This window comes from Streptomyces deccanensis (assembly GCF_022385335.1).
In the GTDB taxonomy this organism is placed as follows: Bacteria; Actinomycetota; Actinomycetes; order Streptomycetales; family Streptomycetaceae; genus Streptomyces; species Streptomyces deccanensis.
In genome coordinates this window covers 7672927-7690083 of the sequence record NZ_CP092431.1, presented here as the reverse complement: position 1 = coordinate 7690083, position 17157 = coordinate 7672927, and the positions used below count along the sequence as shown (strand labels likewise).

Genomic DNA, 17157 nt, shown 5'->3' with positions numbered 1-17157 from the left:
CAGCCTCTCCAGCGCATCGCCAACCCGCCCGCACCCGCACCTGTTGAAGGACCCTCGTTTTGACCACACCCGGAACGCCTACCAGTCCAGCGCGCACCAAGGGCGGCGAACTACGGGCCAAGGTGGCCCGACTGCTGGCCGACCGGCCGGCGGACACGCTCACCATCGGGGACATGGCCAGGCAGCTGGGCCACTCCCACGGCGCCGTCCGCAACGCCGCCCTCACCCTGGTGCGACGCGGCGAGGCCGACCAAGGCGGAAGTGGACAACCGGAGTTCCGCGCGAACGCGAAAACCGCCGCAGCCGCGCGGACCGCTGTGATCAGCCCACCGGGCACCCACGCTCCCCGCGCCCAGACGGCCACCGCCCGCACGACCATTCCCGCCACAGCCACTCCCAGGCAGACCGGACCGATCCGCCGCGCGGGGGGCCAGCTCTACCACCCCCGGGAGCTGGCCGATCTGCCCGACGTCGAGGCGCTGAATCGCTTGCGCGACGCCGACGTGCCGGTGCTGCTCTACGGCCCTCCGGGCACCGGCAAGACGAGCCTGGTCGAGGCGGCGTTCGAGGACCTGCTCACCGTCGCCGGTGACGGCGACACCACGGTCGGCGACTTGATCGGCGAGTACACACAGGACGACGCGGGAGCCTACGTCTTCCAGTACGGTCCGCTGGTCACCGCGATGACCGAGGGCCGCGCCCTGCTGATCGACGATGCCACCCTGATCTCACCGAAGGTCCTGGCGGCGCTGTATCCCGCGATGGACGGGCGCAGGCAGATCCAGGTCAAGGCCCACAAGGGCGAGACCATCAAGGCCGAGCCGGGCTTCTACGTGGTGGCGGGCCACAATCCCGGCGTCCACGGCGCGGTGTTGACGGAGGCGCTCGCGAGCCGGTTCAGCGTGCAGATCCAGATCGGCACGGACTATGACCTCGCCCTGGCCTTGAGGATCGATGCACGGGTGGTCCGGGTCGCCCGGCACCTCGCCCACCAGGTCGAACTCGGCGAGCTGGGCTGGGCCCCCCAACTGCGGGAACTGCTCAGCTACCAGAAGACCGAGGCCGTCCTCGGCACCAAAGCCGCGCTGGCGAACCTGGTCGGCATCGCTCCTGTGGAGGATCGCGACGCCGTCGCCGACGCCGTCATGAAGGCAGTCGGCGTCAAGAAGATCGCTCCTCTCACCCTCGGCAAGCAGCTCCCCGCCTCGGCTGCCCGGCAGCCCCCGGGCAGCACCGGCTCCGCACACCGGGGCCGCTCGCGATGAGCGCCCACCACCACGTCCAGTCCCCCGCCACCACCCGGGACGACGACGCCGACCTCGCGCGATGGGACGACGACGGCGCCCCGCCCGCAAAGCCCCGTTCCTCCCCGGCCGCGTGGCTGCGCGTGGGAGCCGAACTCGGCGACCGGCTGGTCGACCTCTCCGGCCGCCAGGACCTCCTCGTCACCTGCCGCCCCGGCACGCGCAGCGGCGCACCGGCCGCGTTCTTCCCCACTCTGGGCGAGGTCGAGTTCGACGCCGGCCTGTTCGCCCCGCTGAAGCCCCACGAGATCCATCCGCGGATCGTGGGCGACGAGGAGCGGTATCCCGCCGCCTGGGGAGTGTTCGTCCACGAGGCCGCGCACGCGGCCCACTCCGTCTGGACACAGCCTGCCGGAGCGGACCCCCGTGTCGTCGAGGCCGCGCTCCTGCTGGAGGAGAGCCGTGTCGAAGGCGCACACCTGATCACGCGGCCCACGGACCGCACGTACCTGCGCACCAGTGCCCGAACCCTGGTCATGCCCGACATCGCCCACCCCACCCTGAAGGGCATCGAGCACGCCGCCGCCGTGGCCGCCCTGATCCTCGGCCGCCGTGACGTCGGCATCCTGGACGCCGGCGAGACCCGGGCCGTCGCCGATCTGTGCGAAAAGGTGCTCGGCGCAAACCTGCTGGCCACCCTCACCCGCATCTGGACCGCAGCCCACCAGTGCGCCGACCACGACGCCACGACCATGCTCGCGCACGCTCAAGAATGGTGCGACGCTCTGGACACCGCGGCCCCCGCCCTGCCCGTGCCGGACAACCTCACCGATCTGCTGTCCGGCGCCGTGGGGGTCGTCATGGACAGCACGGCCGCCACCGACGCCGCCGACCTCGCGGCACAGGCCGCAGCGACCAACGCCATCGCCGCGCAGTCCAAGGCGCAGGCTCAGGACCGCGCCCAGCGGGCCAGCCAGCGACGCAAAGCCGCCGCCACCGCCAAGTCGGTCTTCAACGCCCGGGGCACCACCGTCACCCCCGACGGCACACCGGCGCCCCACGGCAACCCGGTCACCGGCACCCGCAGGCCCACCGCCGCCGAGCAGAGCGCCGCCGCGCGCCTGAGCCGCGCCCTGCGTGCCGCCGCCTACCGCGAGCGGACCGAGGAGCGGACCACCAGCCCCACCCCGCCCGGCCGCCTCAACATGCGCGCGGCCCTCGCCCGCGACGCCCAGCGCGCGGCCGGGTCGGTCCCCACCGCACAACCGTTCACCCACACCCGCCGCCGCAACACCCCCACCCCACCGCTGCGTGTGGGTATCGCCGTCGACGTCTCCGGCTCCATGCGTGCCGCCTGCGCGCCCGTCGCGTCCGCTGCCTGGATCGTGGCACGCGCAGCAGCCCTGACCGACCCCGACTCCCTCACCGCCACCATCGCCTATGACAGGCACCTGACCGCATTGACCCGACCCACCCACCGAGCACCAGAGCGCGTGACGACGTTCGATGCCAACGGCGGCCACCACAACCTCGGCGACGCCATCGACGCACTCGACCACGGCCTCGAACTCAGCCGCCCCGGCGCCGGCCGCCTCCTCGTGATCGTCACCGACGCCCACTACGGCAGCGACGAAACCGCTTCTGCCGTCACCCGCGTCCAGCAGCTCACGACCGCCGGCTGCGCCGTACTCCAACTCACCCTCACCGCAAAGTCCCACCACTTGCCGGGGACCACCTTGCTGCACCTGCCCCAGCCCTCCAGCGCTCCCGTCGCCATCGCCAAGGCGGCCACAGACGCCATCCGCAGGACACGCTGAGACGACGCAGAAGGCGGAAGCGTCCCCGAGACCACCGCCAAGCACTCCAGACCACCTCCGGCCGCCGCACGAATCGTGCATCTGACGCACGGCCCTCCGCAACGACGCAGGCCACCACCCCAACCGCCAACGAAAGACACTCGATTTGAAGCCCCAGACCAGCAGCCCGACCTCGAACGCAACGCCCACCAAACGGAATTCCCCGGGGGTCCAGAAGACCTGGACCGTCGTCCACGCCTGTGGACACGAAATCACGCATGACCTGTCTGACCGTCCCGCCGACCGACGCGCCGGATTCGCCCGCTGGCTCACCGAACGCGACTGCACCGAATGCTGGAAGGCCGCCCGCGACGGCGACAGCGCCGGTAAGGAGGAGTGGCTGGCCGCCAAGCGAATCGAAGAACAGCAGGCCGCTACCGTGTGGGCCGAGCAGTTCGAGATGCCGCCGCTGGAGGGGACCGAACGCGCCCAAGGCTGGGGCGAGCGCTCCCGCCATCAGCTGGTCACCCGCGCATACGCCGCCCTGGTCACCGAGGGCACCTGGGACGAGACCGACTGGACCGTCCTGGAGGAGAAGGTCCGCACCGTCACCCGGGCCGGATGGTGGATCGACCAGCGCGATGCCGAGGGCACCGATCTGCCCGAACTCCTCGACGCCAGAACCGAGAACGACCGCGGCACCGAGAACCCGTACCGGTAGCCGACCAGCGGTTATACCCGACGATCCCCGGTTATCGAAACCGGGGATCCTCCGGAGCATTGACCTTCCACCGCCACCCCGTGCCGCTCGTGGAAGGACCCCTGCTGTGCCCGACGCTCCCGGCCCCTCGCACATACCAGCCGCTTGGAGACCGTCCCTGGAGCCGCTGACCGCCCAACGGGACATCACCCACGCCCACTTCGCCCCTGGCGACACCGTTGTGATCCCCACCGGCGTCGCCGACGGCAGGCTGTCGGGCGACGTCATGACGATCGTCGCTCCTTCCTGGCACCTGCCGACGGACGAGGACGGCTGGCGGCTGCGCAACCCCAGGGGCGGCGAGCGCACCTTCATCACCGCCCACCCCCGCTACATGATCCACCTCTCCCGCCACTGCCCCGACTGCCTGATCTACCGACGCGCCCTGGAGGACTACGTCCTGCCCAAGGTGCCCGTCGGGAGCGGGTCCTTCGACTGCGGCTGGTACTCCCTCACCCCCCTCAACCAGCTCGTCCACCTCGCCGACGCCCGAGGTGGCCGGTGACTCTCCCCACCCGCCGCCCCGGAAGGGCCCTGACCCTGCTGCGTGCCGGTGCCGAAGCTACCTCGGCCATCCCGGCACCCCACTGGCCCGCGCAGCTGGCCGCCAATCTGAGCGAACTCGACGCGACCTGGCAGGAATCCGCGCAGCTGTGCGCCGACGCCGCGTGGACCGCACGGGCCTCCGGCCACAGCGTGCTGGGCCTCCTGCACCCCGATGACACCCTCGCGCCCGGGCCGGACCCGATCACGACTACGGCGTATCGGCATCTGTACCTGAGCGCCCTGCGCTACGACTTCCGCTGCCCTACCCTCGCCCTGCTCGTCGAGCAGCTCTCGCTTCAGGAGCGAGAGGGCCTGGACTGCTACAGCCGCGCCCTGTACGCCTTCGCCCTGCTGGGGCAGTCCCGGTCCGAGGGCCTCCCCCTCATGCAGCAGGTTCTCGACGACGCCGGCGACCACGTCAAGACGTTGCATGTGCTGCTGCACGGACTGTGGCTCGGCCACGATCTGCCTGGGCGTGAGGAGCGCATGCTGCAGATCCTCGGCCGGCCGCCGTTCGCCTCGCGCACCGACCCGATCGCCCTGTTCCGTGAGGCCGGCGCCCTGCGCGGGCTCGGCGAGTATCAGGCCGCTCTGGAGTCGATCGACCGCGCACTGGACCTGCTGCCGCCTGGCGACGTATCCGTCCACGCCGACCTCGTCCGCGAACGCTCCCTCATCGCCTCGGCCCGCGACGTCCAGCGCCTCGTCGGCCGCCACGCGGAAGCAGGCCCGGAATGATCCCTCGCGTGCACACCCGCAGCCCGTACGCCACGGAAGCGCTGACCGAGGCCCTCGGACGTCCCGTGTCCGATCAGGAGGGACTGACCGGGCACACGGTGGTCGCCCACTGGCCGGGCCTGGCCCCTGTCGCCCCTGACGACGAGCAGCAGATCTGGACATCGCAGGATTGGGCGGACCACCTGGACACGCCGTCGTGGGAGTATCCCCGCGCCACGAGTCCCCGGAAGGACCGATTCGCCATCTGGCACGCCGACGTGCGTCTCGCCCTCGACGACCGCCAGCTCACCGGCCCGGAGTGGTCCGAGATCGCGCACCGGCTCGCTCGCGCCGTCGGCATCGCCACGCCCGGCGACACGCGGAGCTGCCGCTGGATCGCGGTCCAGGCTCAGCCCCGGCGCCTCGATCTGATCGCCAACCTCATCCTTCCCGACGGCACGTGGACTTCCCAGCCCGGCCTGCTCCTCCGGCTGGCGGCGGAGTGCCGGCGCCTGGAGACGGCCCTCAGCCTCCTTGGGCCCTTGCCTGCCCGGTCCTCGCCGCACGCTGCTCTCCCGGCCGCCGTGCACTCGGCTGCCGAGACGACGGGGCAGCTTGCCGAGCTGCTGCACCAGCTCGCCGATGCCACCGGGCCGCTGGTCACCGGGCGCGGCCTCGTCGAGTACGCGGCGCACCGTCTCGGCGCCTTTCCCCACGCCTACGGTCCCGCCATGGAACACCAGCTGGGATGGATCGCCCGCCGCCTGTACGGCATCCAGCAGGACCTCGACGCCGTTGTCGCAGACCTGGCTGCCACGCCTGACCGGACAGCTCCGCCACCCGCGCTGCCTGTCCCGCGGCCTCCGACCGCATCTGCTCGTACTCGTTCAACTCCCTAGAAAGTTTCTGCCCCTTTGGCCCTGGCCGACCGTCTGTTGACTCTCCGGCGCGATGTTCATTCCGGCGAAGTCCTTGCCCGCGGAGGAGATCCCGAAGCCCACAGCATCCTGGAGCGCACCGGGTTCGTCCTCGTTGCCCGGCTCCACGAGCGCTACCACCGCCTGCCCACCGGCCTCGACGAGGCCGAGGAGCAGCGGATCGCCATCCGCGCGGTGGCCCGGCTGTGTGCGGTGAGCTACCACGTCGACTGCGACGAGGCGTTCGACACCGACCGCCGGGAACCGTACTACCGGCCCCTCGGCGCCCAGGTCGCACACCTCGCCGATCGTCTCCGCGAGGCGACCACGACCGACGAGGCTGCCGACATCCTCACCGAGTTGACCGCCACCCATGACGGCATCCTGACCGCCCTCGGCGACGTACTCGTCGCGGCAGCCGACTTCTTCGAAGGACTCGGCCAGCCTTCCGACCAGTACACCGCCCGGCGTTTGCGCTACCTCGCCGAGGAACGGTTGCGGATCGTCCGGTCCGACCTCGCGCACACCCGCACCGACCTCGTCGGCCGGCACACGCCCCACCCCGGCCGGCGGCCGTGCACGGCCGAGACCGGCCCGGGCGAGACGGAAGCCTCCGCCGTCTGCGCCTGCCCGCCACCCCGCATCCCCACCAGCCCCGGTCCCCTCCCCACCGCGCCGGTCCCCACCAGCCGCCGGAGATGACCCGCCTGTCCCTTCCCGAGGAGACCTTTGCACGCCCCCGATGACTCTCTCGCCTCCTTCGCCGCCGTCCTCGCCGGCGAACTGCCCGGCCAGTGGAGCAGCCAGTACCACCCCGACCGCGAAGACAACGACCACGACGAACTGGCCGTCGATGTCTGGGACATGGACCAGGTCGCCGATGCCATGGCCGAGTACAGTCTCGACCACTGCGCGGTCCTGACCCGGCGCGTGGACGGCACGCGGCTGTTCGTCATGGACCGCAAGGGCCACGACGACGGCTTCCTCATCGCCGCCATGGCGCCCAAGGACCTGCCCATCGAGGCGTTCCGCGACATTCGCGAGCCCGACGGCATCGCCGTCGACGCGGACCCCTTCCACGCCGCCAAGCACGTCCGGCTGCGTCTGCTGCCCCGCTATGCCCAGGCCCTCGCCCAGGTACGGGACAACGCCTCCCGCCTTGCTGCGGCCCTGGCCGACGAGCAGCGCGTCGTGATGACCTGGTCCGGCGAGGACCTCGTCGTCGCCAAGCCCGATCGCGACGACATCGCCCGGGCCCTGACCGAGTACGGCTTCACCTTCGACACAAGCCGGAACGTGTTTGTACTGTCCGACGGCGACTCAGCCCGGGTGGCCGCGTCCGTCCGCGCAGCCGGCCACCGTCTGTCCGAGCTGGGTGTCGGCGTCCTCCTGTCCCGCCCGACAGGCCGGGCCGCGCTGGACATCACACCTGCCCAGCGGCCCGCCCCGCCGACTCCGGCCCCGCACCGAACCCGGTGACAGGCCGGGCCCCTGGTGGCGCGCCGGAGTTCTTCGTCCTCAGCTACATCACCATCACCCGCGATCCGCGCACGCAGCTCGTCGTCGCCATCGGCGGCGACGAACGCGCGGCCGGCATTCTCCAGACGGCCGGAGGATTCATCGACGCCCCCGGCCCTCGCGGCCCCTACCACCGCCAGCCCCACACCATGGCTGTCGACGAGCAGCGCACCGGCGCCACCGCCGCGGCCCTGGCCCTGCTGCAGGCCGGCTACAGCGTCCACCTCGACCCCGCCCTCAACACCTTGAGCAGGCGGGACGAGGACCGGCAGGCCGCCCACCGCTACCTGGACCACCTCGCCGAACGCGCCCGCAACGCCAGCGGCGGCCACGAACGGGCCTCCATCCTCACCGAGATCGTCGCTCCCGACGACGGTGTGCTGCCCCGCCTGCGCGACATCCTGGTGTCTCTCTGGACGCGTTGGGACGACCGCCTCCACGACGCCGGACAGCCAGCGGCCCCCGCTGAGCAGCTGATCGACACGGTCAACGGCCTGTCCCGCCACACCCAGCGGCTCCAAGACATCCGCAACCAGGCCGCCCGTATCCCGGCATCTGCTCCATCCCCCGGCACCACGGCCAAGCCCGTCCCCGCGGCGCCCGGCCGGAGCCGCTGACTGCCCCTCTTCCGCCATAGGAGCATCCACCCGATGGGTAACCGTGCCGACGACGAAGGCACCGACGTCGAGATCTACCGCAAGCCCCTGACCGACACCGTCCACGCCGACACCCCCACCGGCGCCCCCGAACAACTCCTTGCCCTGCTCGACCGGCTCGGCTTCGAACGCAAGACCGTCTCGCCCGCAGGCACTGCGGGCCCGACCTACGCCTGGCACGAGGCCCCGAGCCACCTCAGCGAGGACGAGAAGAAGCGACTGGCCACCCGCGCCGTCCCCCCACTGCTCGCGGCCGGATACGTCGTCCACATCCCCGACTACCTCTTTGACCAAGCCGCCTACCTCAGCGCCGCGGACGAACTCCGCACCCAGCGAGCGGCACCGGCCACCGCCTCGCCCGCGACGACCGCCCGGCCCCGCCGTACGCGTGGCTGAATCACCCCGGCCCTCGGCCCGTCCCACAGGAGTCCACGCCCCGGTGCCCCAACGTCCGCCGCAGGCCGTCCCGTATGTCCTGGCCTCGCCCGGCTACCTCGCCGGCGGCGGCGACTGGGAACACCTGACCGAGCTGCTGCTGCACGGCCACGGCTGGCGCAACGTGTCCACAATCGACCAGCACACCGCCCTGGCCAGCCCCGACGGACGCCTCCACGTCATCCTCAACCGACGCGCGGACTGGGCCTGGACCCTGCACGCCACCACCCCTGACGGGCAGCACTGGGCAGTGCTCCTCGGCGCGCACATGCCCGTCGAGTACATCACCGCCATGGTCAACGCCCTGCTCCAGCCGCCGCCCACCGGCGACCGGGCAGTCCTCGACCCGTTGCGTGCAGCGGGCTGGACCGAGCAGGCCACCAGTCCCGGGGCCTCGGCCGTGTCACCGGACGGCCTGGTCCACTTCACCGAGGAACCCGCTCACCCCAGCGCACCGAGACCCTGGCGCGCCGCCTGCACCGTCAACGGGTACCGGTGGTGGACAGCCACCTTCAGCACCCGCACCCCGCCCGGCATCGTCACCGCGTTCACCCGCAGCCTCGCCAGCGACGATCCGCTGCCGCGGATGGCCATCGGAACACCGCTGTACGGCTGCGGGCCCTACACCCGTCTCACCCCGACACCACACACGCATGAAGACGAGCAGGCGCTACTCAAGGCCCGGATCGCCGACGTCCGCAGCCGCCGCGTCACCGGACCAGGCCCCGCCACACCGCCGCCGAACCCAATCGGACGCACGCCGGCCACCCGCACGCGGTGAGCCTCACCCCTCTCGTCGACGTGCACCGCACCACCCCGTTCAGGAGATTTCCGTACCCCGCACCTCCCCTCGCCCCACGCCACCGCCGATCACCGCCAAGCGCCGGCCTCGTCTGGCCGTCTTCCTCTTCCGCCGCTACCTGCGCGCCTGCATCGTGCGCGCCCCCGCCCAGGCCCATCAGCTTGCCGGAGGGCGGCCCGAGGCCGCGCTGGATGAATCCCGGCGCCTCGGCCACCACACCTGACCCCCACCCGTCTGCCTCCAGGAGGCCCGTGACCGACCCGCCCCTCCACTCCGTCCCCCACGCCCGCGCGATCGCCGAACAGCTCGGCCAGCTCACCAGTCAGCTCGCGCTCGCCCCACCTCGCGAGGCCGCCCACATCCTCGCCACCGTCCTCGACCGCGACGTCGGCATCCTCGGCCACTTCACCCAACTGATGGCCACCGGCTCCCAGTTCGCCAAACGCACCTCCGAGCAAGGCATCCTCCCGCCCGAAGTCTGGCTCGCTGTCGGCCGCGTCGCCAACGAACTCCACGACATCGGCCTCGACCTCGACGAACACACCGAAGCCCTCGACGCCCTCGCCAGCGCCGTGGCACCAGCTCCCACGACAGCGCCGAAACCGGTGCCGACCGCCATGGTCGTGAGGAGACGCCGGTGAGCAGGAAACAGTGGACCGGCTGGCGCACACCACGCGCCGGAGGCGAACAGGCCGAGCAGCACTACCTCATCGAACCCCGTCATCTCGCCGGCGGCGGCAACCTCGGCCACGTCACCGAGTTCCTGCGCGCCTCCGGCTGGAAGGACTCCTCCCGCCAAGGCGGCCCGTTCGTCTTCGACAGCCCCGACCGCACGATCCGTATCGGCTACGACCCGCACACCCAGCCTGGCGGCTGGACCATCTCCGGCAAGGCCGCCGGTGCTCAGCCGGCGTGGCATGCCACCTTCGGCCGGCAGACCCCGGTGGAGATCGTGGCCGGCGTCACCGACGCCCTCACCCGCCCCCGCTCCGCACACGCGCCCAACGTCTGGGCTCCGCTGGAGCAACAGGGCTGGACCAGTGAGCGCGGCGAGGACCAGTCGTTCACCGCCGTCCATCCCGGCCGCGACACCTGGCTGCAGTACCGTCCCGGCGAGCGCGGCCAGGACCTGTGGTGGGCCGGGGCCCGCACGGAACACGGGCAGACCTGGGACGCGGTGTTCACCCCCACCACCCCGCTGCATCTCATCGAGGCATTCGCCACGGCGCTGGCCGACCCGCAGCCGGTGATGCGACCGCGCGGACATGTCCCGCCCACGAGCCGGGTCCGCACCACGTCCGTCTCGGTGCTGCCCTCCCAGCTCTCCGCCTGGCAGCAGGCCCGTATCACCGCCGCCCGCGCCGCTACCTGGGCCCGCTTCGCCACCACCGGCGCCCGCAAGCCGTCCCGCACCGCGGGCGCGTACGCCACCGCCGGTGGCCGACGCCGCTGACCCGCCTCGGGCAGCCCTCGCCAGGCGCCCGTTTCCCACCCCCACGCACGAGGAAGTTATGACCGACCTGACCTTTGACGACGCCCTCACCGCCGAAGATATCCACAGGGCTGTCCACAGCCTGGCCCGGCTCACCGCCCATCTGCGCACCGGCCCGGAGAACACCGAAGCCGCCGCTCTGCTCGCCCCGCTCGTCCACGCCGCCCCCGCCCTCATCGACACCGTCGCCCAGGTCCTGCGTGAGGTCTCCCGGCTCCTGGCCCAGCACGCCGACGTCCCGTGGGACGCGACCGTGACCGACCTGGTGCGCGAGTATCTCGACGCCGCCACGGCCGTCGATCAGCTGCGCAACCCGCTCAGCAAGACACTGAGCCTGCTGGAACAGGCCCCGATCCGTACCGTGCACGGCGATGGCGGGGGGAGCGGTACATGCCGGTGACCGAGCGACAGTTGGCCGGCTTCCGACGCGACCACGAGTCGACGATCCTGCATTCCACCAGTCCCCGGCACCTCGCGGGCCCCGGTGACGCCCGCCACGTCACCCACGCCCTGCTCGCCGCCGGCTGGACCATCACCTCCGACCCGGCTTCCCCCGAGACTGAGGTCACCAGCCCCGACCTGCAGGCACGGCTGCAAGCCGCACCCCAGTTCAACCCGTCCGGCAGCTGGTGGCGCCTCACGGTCGAGCCGCCCAACTCCCGTAGTTGGTATGCCTCGTTCACCCACCAGGTCCCGGCCGAGATCCTGGCCGGACTCACCGACACGCTCCTCACCCCTGCCCCTGCGGACCCGCCCGATCCGTGGGACCACTTCCGCACAGCGGGCTGGAGCGTCACCCAGAGCGAGAACGGAACCGGCTTCGAGGCCCGCTCGCTCGACCGACGGGCGGTCGTTGAATACAGCCGCCCCTACGACGACGAGATCTCCTCCTCGTTCTCCTGGCGGATCCGCACCCGGGAGTACCCCGCCGACGCCGCCGAGTCCGCTTTCGACGGTCGCCCGGTCTGGAGCGGCTGGCTCGACGGACACGCCCCCGCGCAGGCCATCGCCGGCTTCATCGCCGCCTTGACCAGCGCCGAACCGCTGCTGCGCGGCTGGGGCCGGCACAACTGGCACCACGACGTCCAGCACGAGCGAACCAGTCGGACCGGCACGGATGTCGCCGACGCTCACCAGCAGCGCCTCAAGCACATCCAGGCCCAGGTCCGCGCCGCGCGACGCCGTCAGCGGCTGGACACCACCCCCTCCTCGGCTCACGTCGGCGCCTCCAACTCCTCGGCGGCTCACACCCGATGACTGATGAAAGACCCCCTGTGGCCTCCCCACCCTCCCCTCCGAGCGTCATCCACCAGCAGCGCCTCGACCAGCTCGCCGCGTTCCTCCACACCGGCGAACAGATCCTGGCCGCGTGGGACGCCTACTCCGACCAGCACACCGACCCCGACAGCTGGCCGTACGACGACGAGTCCTACGGGCGGCGCGCAGCCCGCCGCGACGCCGACACCTGGATCGCCGCCGCCCAGATCCGCCCCTTCGCCCGCGAGCTGATCTCCACCGCCGAAGTCCAGCTCCAGCAGCTCCCCGCCCGGGCCGTCCAGTCCCACTGGCCGTGGCACCTGACGGGCGCCGAAGACGCCCTCGACCAGCTCGACGCCTTCGAAGAGGACTATCGCGCCCGCCTCGACGACCTGCCGCCCTCCGCCCGGCCGGGGACAGAGGCATACGACGACCTCATCGACGCCCGCAACGCCGAGGCATGGCACGCACTCAACGAGCTGGCCCTGCACGCCCCCGTGATCCTCGCCATTCACACGACGACCCAACGCACCCCGCCTCGTCTGGAGACCGTCGCGCCTCGACCCGCTCCAACGGCTCCCGCTGCCGCGGCGCCCGTGGCACGGAGGTGAGCCGCATGCGTTTCCTTCCTCACGAGGCGGCCGACGAACTCCTCGTCACCCCGCCCTGCCTGGCCGGGGGCGGGGACCCGCGCTGGGTCACCGTGCCCCTCCACCAGGCCGGCGGATGGCGCTACGACCACACTCCGCTCTCCCCGATCGTCCATCTGGTCCGGCCCGACCAGCAGGCCGAGCTGAGCCTGTACCCGGACCCGGACGAACCGTGGTGGACGATCCTCCACGCACCCACCGACGAACACCCCGCCTGGTACGCCCGGTTCGGGGCGCGCATCCCGGTGGAGATCCTCGCCGCGTTCACCGACGCCCTCACCGAGCCCGCCCCCGAAGCGGCGGCGGCGAGTGATCCCTTCGAGACCCTGTACGCGGCCGGCTGGCTGGAACACTCCGACGTCTCGGCCTCGTCCCCCGACAGCCCCGTCCGTGTCGAGCGCGCCGGCCAGGGGCAAGGCCTCTGGTTCGTCACCACCTCCCTGCCCGGCGACCCCGACACGGTGATCTGGCGCGCCCACCTCGGCGCCGACACTCCGCTCCACCTTGTCGCCGCCTTCACCAGCGCCCTCACCGACCCCGCACCGCTGCGCCGCGACCCGCTCGCCCTCCCCTTCCAGGCCCGTCCCCACCTCCAGACGGCCCCCGCGCCGACGGGCCCGCCGGGCGTGCTGGATCCGCTGGAGCAGCGCGTCCAGGACCTCGCCGCCCGCCGCCGGCGTGGCACGCCCTCGCTGCCGCCGCGTCGGCCGCAGCCGCCACTGCGCCGTACGCGCTGACCCGGCCACACCCCTCACTCCGGAATCCCCCCTTGCCCCACACCTCCCCCGCCTCCTCCAGCAGCGACGGCTACGACATCGCCTTCAACGTGCTCCTCGGCGCCCTCGCGATCGCCGTCCCCCTGTCCAACCTCGCCTGGCTGTGCGGCAACCTCGCCGCCTGGGCCACCCACTCCGGCCCCTGGGCGCCGTACCAGCCCATCAACGCACTCCTGCACCCCGACCAGCTCTGGCCCACCGCCGGAGAAACGACCCTGCTCATCGGTGCCCGCATCATCCCCGTCACCGTGATGATCGCCCTCGCCCTCACCGCCGCAGTCGTCTGGTCACAACACAAGAACTCCGGCACTGGCCGGAAGAAGAAGACCGCCGGCATGGCCAAGGCGAAGGACATCGAGCCGCTGATGGCCCGGGCGATCACCGCCAAGGCCCGCTCCCTGCGCCCCAGCCTGAAGAACGCCAAGCACATCCATGCCGCCGACACCGGCATCCTCCTCGGCAACCTCCAGGGCAGCAAGCACGAGGTCCGCATGGGGTACGAGGACGTCGCCGTCGCCATCATGGCGCCCCGCTCCGGCAAGACCACCTCGCTCGCGATCCCCTCGATCCTCGCCGCGCCCGGCCCCGTCCTGCTGACCTCCAACAAGGCCGCCGGCGACGCCTACACCGCCACCCTCGACGCACGGCAGAGGACCGGCCGGACGTGGTCGATGGACCCGCAGCAGATCGCCCACGCCGAACGGGAGATGTGGTGGAACCCGCTCGCCGACGCCAGGACCCTCGACGGCGCAGGCCGTCTGGCCGGCCACTTCCTCGCGGCTTCCGTGGACGCCAGCCAGCAGGGCGACTTCTGGTCCAAGGCCGGCAGCAACATCCTGTCGCAGCTGTTCCTCGCCGCGGCTCTCGATGAACGGCCCATCACCGACGTCATGCAGTGGCTGGCCTTTCCCGCCGACCGCACCCCTCTCGATATCCTGCGCGACCACCAGTTCACCGCGGTGGCCGCCCAGCTCAAGGGCACCGTCGAAGGACCGCCCGAAACCCGGGACGGCATCTACGAAACCGCCCGGCAGTACGCCGCAGCCCTCCTCAACAGCGATATCGCGGCGTGGGTCACCCCGCAGAAGGACGTGTCCGAGTTCCGGCCGTCGGAGTTCGTCTCGTCCACGGACACTCTGTACCTGCTGTCGAAGGACGGTGGCGGCGGCGCCAGTGCCCTGATCGCGGCGTGCGCGGACTCCGTCATGCGCGCGGCGACCGCGCAGGCCGAGCGCGCCGGCGGACGGCTCGACCCGCCCATGCTCGCGATCCTCGACGAGGCCGCCAACGTCTGCAAAATCTCCGATCTGCCCGACCTGTACAGCCACTTGGGCTCGCGCGGCATCATCCCTATCACGATCCTGCAGTCCTACCGCCAGGGCCAGAAAGTCTGGGGCGACGCGGGCATGGACGCCATGTGGTCCGCGAGCACCGTCAAGGTGATCGGCTCCGGCATCGACGATCCCGACTTCGCCGACAAACTCTCCCGCCTCATCGGCGACCACGACGTGGAGACCACCTCGACCTCCATCTCCGACTCGGGCAAGTCGACCTCCGTGTCGATGCGGCAGGAACGGATCCTGCCCGCGGACGCGATCCGCGCCCTGCCCAAGGGCACCGCCCTGTGCTTCGCCACCGGCATGCGCGCCGCCATGCTCGACCTGCGCCCCTGGTACGCGGAGCCCGACGCCGACGCACTGACTGCCGCCTCCGCCCGCGCATCCAAGGCCATCACCACCCGCGCCATCGCCAAGCACGCCCCGCAGCAAAGCGACTACGGCCCCGCCGCCTGACCACCCACCACGCCCGAGCACCCCGCCGGGCTGCCCCACCTGTACCCAGCCACCGGGATGACCGATAGCCATCACCGACCACCACGACGTCTTCATCGGCTCGACCGATGACGGATGGACGTTCGCCGTCCTCAACCGCCCCATCCGCAACGCCGCCCGACACCTGACCGCAGCAGGCTTCACAGCCCGCCAGCACCAGGGCCGCACCCTCTATCTCCTGCCGCCCGGGACCGCCGAGGACGCAAATGAGCGCGCCGGCGTCGCCTTCTACGGGCTCCTGTCCCACACCATGGACCTCGTCGACCTCGCCTGGACCACGCGTTACCCCCGCACCACCGACGCCGAGCCCGAGGCGACCATGCGCTTCCGCAACGGCACGGTCACCGCCACTGCGGTCACCGACCGGGCCAGGGGTGTCCTCATCCAGCACGGCTTCACCTCGACGAAGGCAACGCGGGAGTACACACTTCCCGCCGAGTTCGGTGAATCCGACGCCGTGGGTGCGGTGGTCTGTGCCGAATCCCACCTCTACACGCTCGGCGCCAGCGTGCGCGTCGACCTCGGGATCCCGACCCTCCAGGACATCCCGCCCGCGCCCGCCCGCCGTCCAGCCACGCCCGCGTCACCCTCCCCGGACCAGGCCCACCGACGCAGCCGCTGACCACCAAGCCCCCCGGCCCTCACCCGGAGCAGCACCATTCACCAGATCGACCTGCAAGCCGAGATCGCCCAACTGAGGCAACTCGGCAGCGCTTTCGAGGACTTGCACAGCGAAGTCCGCTCACTCACCCTCTCACCCGGCACCGACGCCCGGCAGCAGCTCACGTCGAAGATCCTGTCCACGAACGAGCTGGTCCAACAGGCCATGGAACGCCTGGCCGCCCTCGACGGCAGCCAGTACGCCGCCGTACCCGGCAGCTGCCCGTCCCTGGAAGCGCTCGCCTCCGTCGTCTTCGCCGCCAGTATCGCCGCATCCGACTTGGCTGGCGCGCTGGAGGCCAACCCTCTGGAGGGCGCCGCGTTCCCCGGCCCGCCGGCCGATGAAGCCGCCGTGCGCACGGCACGGCACGCGGAGGCCGTCCCCGCCATGGCGGAACACATCGCGGACGCCGCCCACCAGCTCGACCTGGCCCACACCGGCTGCTACTACCTCGCCAGCGGCATCACCCGGGACCTGAAACAGCACGCCGAACAGCAGCAGGCGACACCCGTGCCGGAGATCACGGCCAGCCAGTACGCCGTCCTCGCCCGGCTGTCCACCGGAGGCGGCATCCGTTACGTAATCAGCCGGCACGGCGTGCTCAACGCCATCGACAAGGACCGAGCCACCGTGAACGTCGCCGCCCTCAACGCCCTGATCAAGCGAGGACTCGTCGAGGTGGACACAACGACACCCCTGCACCAGGGCCAGCGCCTCGACGTCACCGCCGACGGCCGGCGTGCCCTCGCCCAGCACAAGCCCACCACGGTTGCCGCCCGAGCAGCGGCCGTGATGCCTCCTGCCACGAAGCAGGGGGCGGGCCGCAGACGGTGAGCTTCACCCCGACGGACCGCGTCCTGGTCTCCCCGCGCCATCTGGCCGGCGGCGGACTGGACGGGATCGGCGACACGTTCGGTCCGTTGATCCACCTGTTCGGCTGGAACTACACGCACGACGCCTTCAGCGACCAGCCGCGTGCCGACGGATCTTTGCCCTCATCGGTACCGACGCAGGACCAAGCTCCAGCCATCGCCGCCACGCCCACCGCTACGCCGCCCTGGGCACGCCACCGCTAATCGTCTCGGGCCCAAAGGCCAG

The 17157-nt window shown here is 71.6% G+C and carries 21 protein-coding genes; all 21 read left to right on the top strand.

The annotated features are described in order from the left end of the window. Positions 1-122: 122 nt before the first annotated feature. The 21 genes from L3078_RS34010 to L3078_RS33905 all read left to right on the top strand — a co-directional run bounded on the left by L3078_RS34010 (position 123) and on the right by L3078_RS33905 (position 17135). Complete coding sequence (locus L3078_RS34010) at positions 123-1265, top strand: AAA family ATPase (RefSeq protein ID WP_239760565.1); 1143 nt, start codon at positions 123-125, stop codon at positions 1263-1265. Then, a complete protein-coding gene (locus L3078_RS34005) occupies positions 1262-3061 on the top strand; it encodes a hypothetical protein (protein ID WP_239757761.1) in 1800 nt (599 codons plus the stop codon). The genes L3078_RS34010 and L3078_RS34005 overlap by 4 nt, the downstream gene beginning before the upstream one ends. 250 nt (positions 3062-3311) lie before the next feature. Then, positions 3312-3761 carry a hypothetical protein gene (locus tag L3078_RS34000; RefSeq protein ID WP_239760564.1) on the top strand — a complete coding sequence of 150 codons (450 nt, stop codon included), beginning with the start codon at positions 3312-3314 and terminating at the stop codon, positions 3759-3761. A 106-nt stretch (positions 3762-3867) separates the two neighbouring features. Continuing rightward, the gene (locus L3078_RS33995) at positions 3868-4305 is read left to right on the top strand and encodes a hypothetical protein (RefSeq protein ID WP_239757760.1); all 438 of its coding nucleotides are present in this window, start codon (positions 3868-3870) and stop codon (positions 4303-4305) included. Continuing rightward, positions 4302-5084 (top strand): T9SS type B sorting domain-containing protein, encoded by a 783-nt coding sequence (locus L3078_RS33990; RefSeq protein WP_239757759.1) that lies wholly within the window; start codon positions 4302-4304, stop codon positions 5082-5084. Before L3078_RS33995 ends, L3078_RS33990 begins: the two co-directional genes overlap by 4 nt. Positions 5085-5092: 8 nt before the next feature. Continuing rightward, positions 5093-5962, top strand: a complete 870-nt coding sequence (locus tag L3078_RS33985; RefSeq protein WP_239757758.1) for a hypothetical protein — start codon at positions 5093-5095, stop codon at positions 5960-5962. 36 nt (positions 5963-5998) lie between these two features. Further along, positions 5999-6682, top strand: a complete 684-nt coding sequence (locus tag L3078_RS33980; RefSeq protein WP_420864131.1) for a hypothetical protein — start codon at positions 5999-6001, stop codon at positions 6680-6682. 27 nt (positions 6683-6709) lie between these two features. Then, complete coding sequence (locus L3078_RS33970) at positions 6710-7459, top strand: hypothetical protein (protein ID WP_275593189.1); 750 nt, start codon at positions 6710-6712, stop codon at positions 7457-7459. Further along, a complete protein-coding gene (locus L3078_RS33965) occupies positions 7456-8115 on the top strand; it encodes a hypothetical protein (protein WP_239757756.1) in 660 nt (219 codons plus the stop codon). The genes L3078_RS33970 and L3078_RS33965 overlap by 4 nt, the downstream gene beginning before the upstream one ends. 33 nt (positions 8116-8148) lie before the next feature. Further along, complete coding sequence (locus tag L3078_RS33960) at positions 8149-8550, top strand: hypothetical protein (RefSeq protein WP_239757755.1); 402 nt, start codon at positions 8149-8151, stop codon at positions 8548-8550. A gap of 43 nt (positions 8551-8593) precedes the next feature. After that, entirely contained in the window at positions 8594-9370 is a 777-nt protein-coding gene (locus L3078_RS33955; RefSeq protein WP_239757754.1) for an SPDY domain-containing protein, read from the top strand. A 272-nt stretch (positions 9371-9642) separates the two neighbouring features. Next, on the top strand, positions 9643-10032 hold the full coding sequence (locus L3078_RS33950) for a hypothetical protein (protein WP_239757753.1): 390 nt from the start codon (positions 9643-9645) through the stop codon (positions 10030-10032). Continuing rightward, positions 10029-10844, top strand: a complete 816-nt coding sequence (locus L3078_RS33945; RefSeq protein WP_239757752.1) for an SPDY domain-containing protein — start codon at positions 10029-10031, stop codon at positions 10842-10844. Before L3078_RS33950 ends, L3078_RS33945 begins: the two co-directional genes overlap by 4 nt. Positions 10845-10902: 58 nt before the next feature. Next, the gene (locus L3078_RS33940; protein WP_239757751.1) at positions 10903-11283 is read left to right on the top strand and encodes a hypothetical protein; all 381 of its coding nucleotides are present in this window, start codon (positions 10903-10905) and stop codon (positions 11281-11283) included. Continuing rightward, positions 11274-12140, top strand: coding sequence for an SPDY domain-containing protein (locus tag L3078_RS33935; protein WP_239757749.1), 867 nt, complete (start codon positions 11274-11276; stop codon positions 12138-12140). The genes L3078_RS33940 and L3078_RS33935 overlap by 10 nt, the downstream gene beginning before the upstream one ends. A gap of 17 nt (positions 12141-12157) precedes the next feature. Further along, complete coding sequence (locus L3078_RS33930; protein WP_239757747.1) at positions 12158-12751, top strand: hypothetical protein; 594 nt, start codon at positions 12158-12160, stop codon at positions 12749-12751. A gap of 5 nt (positions 12752-12756) precedes the next feature. Beyond that, the gene (locus L3078_RS33925; RefSeq protein WP_239757745.1) at positions 12757-13527 is read left to right on the top strand and encodes an SPDY domain-containing protein; all 771 of its coding nucleotides are present in this window, start codon (positions 12757-12759) and stop codon (positions 13525-13527) included. A gap of 32 nt (positions 13528-13559) precedes the next feature. Further along, positions 13560-15359: a type IV secretory system conjugative DNA transfer family protein gene (locus L3078_RS33920; RefSeq protein ID WP_239757743.1), complete on the top strand. Its 1800-nt coding sequence runs from the start codon at positions 13560-13562 to the stop codon at positions 15357-15359. A gap of 289 nt (positions 15360-15648) precedes the next feature. Beyond that, positions 15649-16020: a hypothetical protein gene (locus L3078_RS33915; RefSeq protein ID WP_239757742.1), complete on the top strand. Its 372-nt coding sequence runs from the start codon at positions 15649-15651 to the stop codon at positions 16018-16020. A gap of 102 nt (positions 16021-16122) precedes the next feature. Continuing rightward, on the top strand, positions 16123-16893 hold the full coding sequence (locus L3078_RS33910) for a hypothetical protein (RefSeq protein ID WP_239757740.1): 771 nt from the start codon (positions 16123-16125) through the stop codon (positions 16891-16893). Then, positions 16890-17135 carry a hypothetical protein gene (locus L3078_RS33905; protein WP_239757738.1) on the top strand — a complete coding sequence of 82 codons (246 nt, stop codon included), beginning with the start codon at positions 16890-16892 and terminating at the stop codon, positions 17133-17135. The genes L3078_RS33910 and L3078_RS33905 overlap by 4 nt, the downstream gene beginning before the upstream one ends. Positions 17136-17157 lie beyond the last annotated feature (22 nt).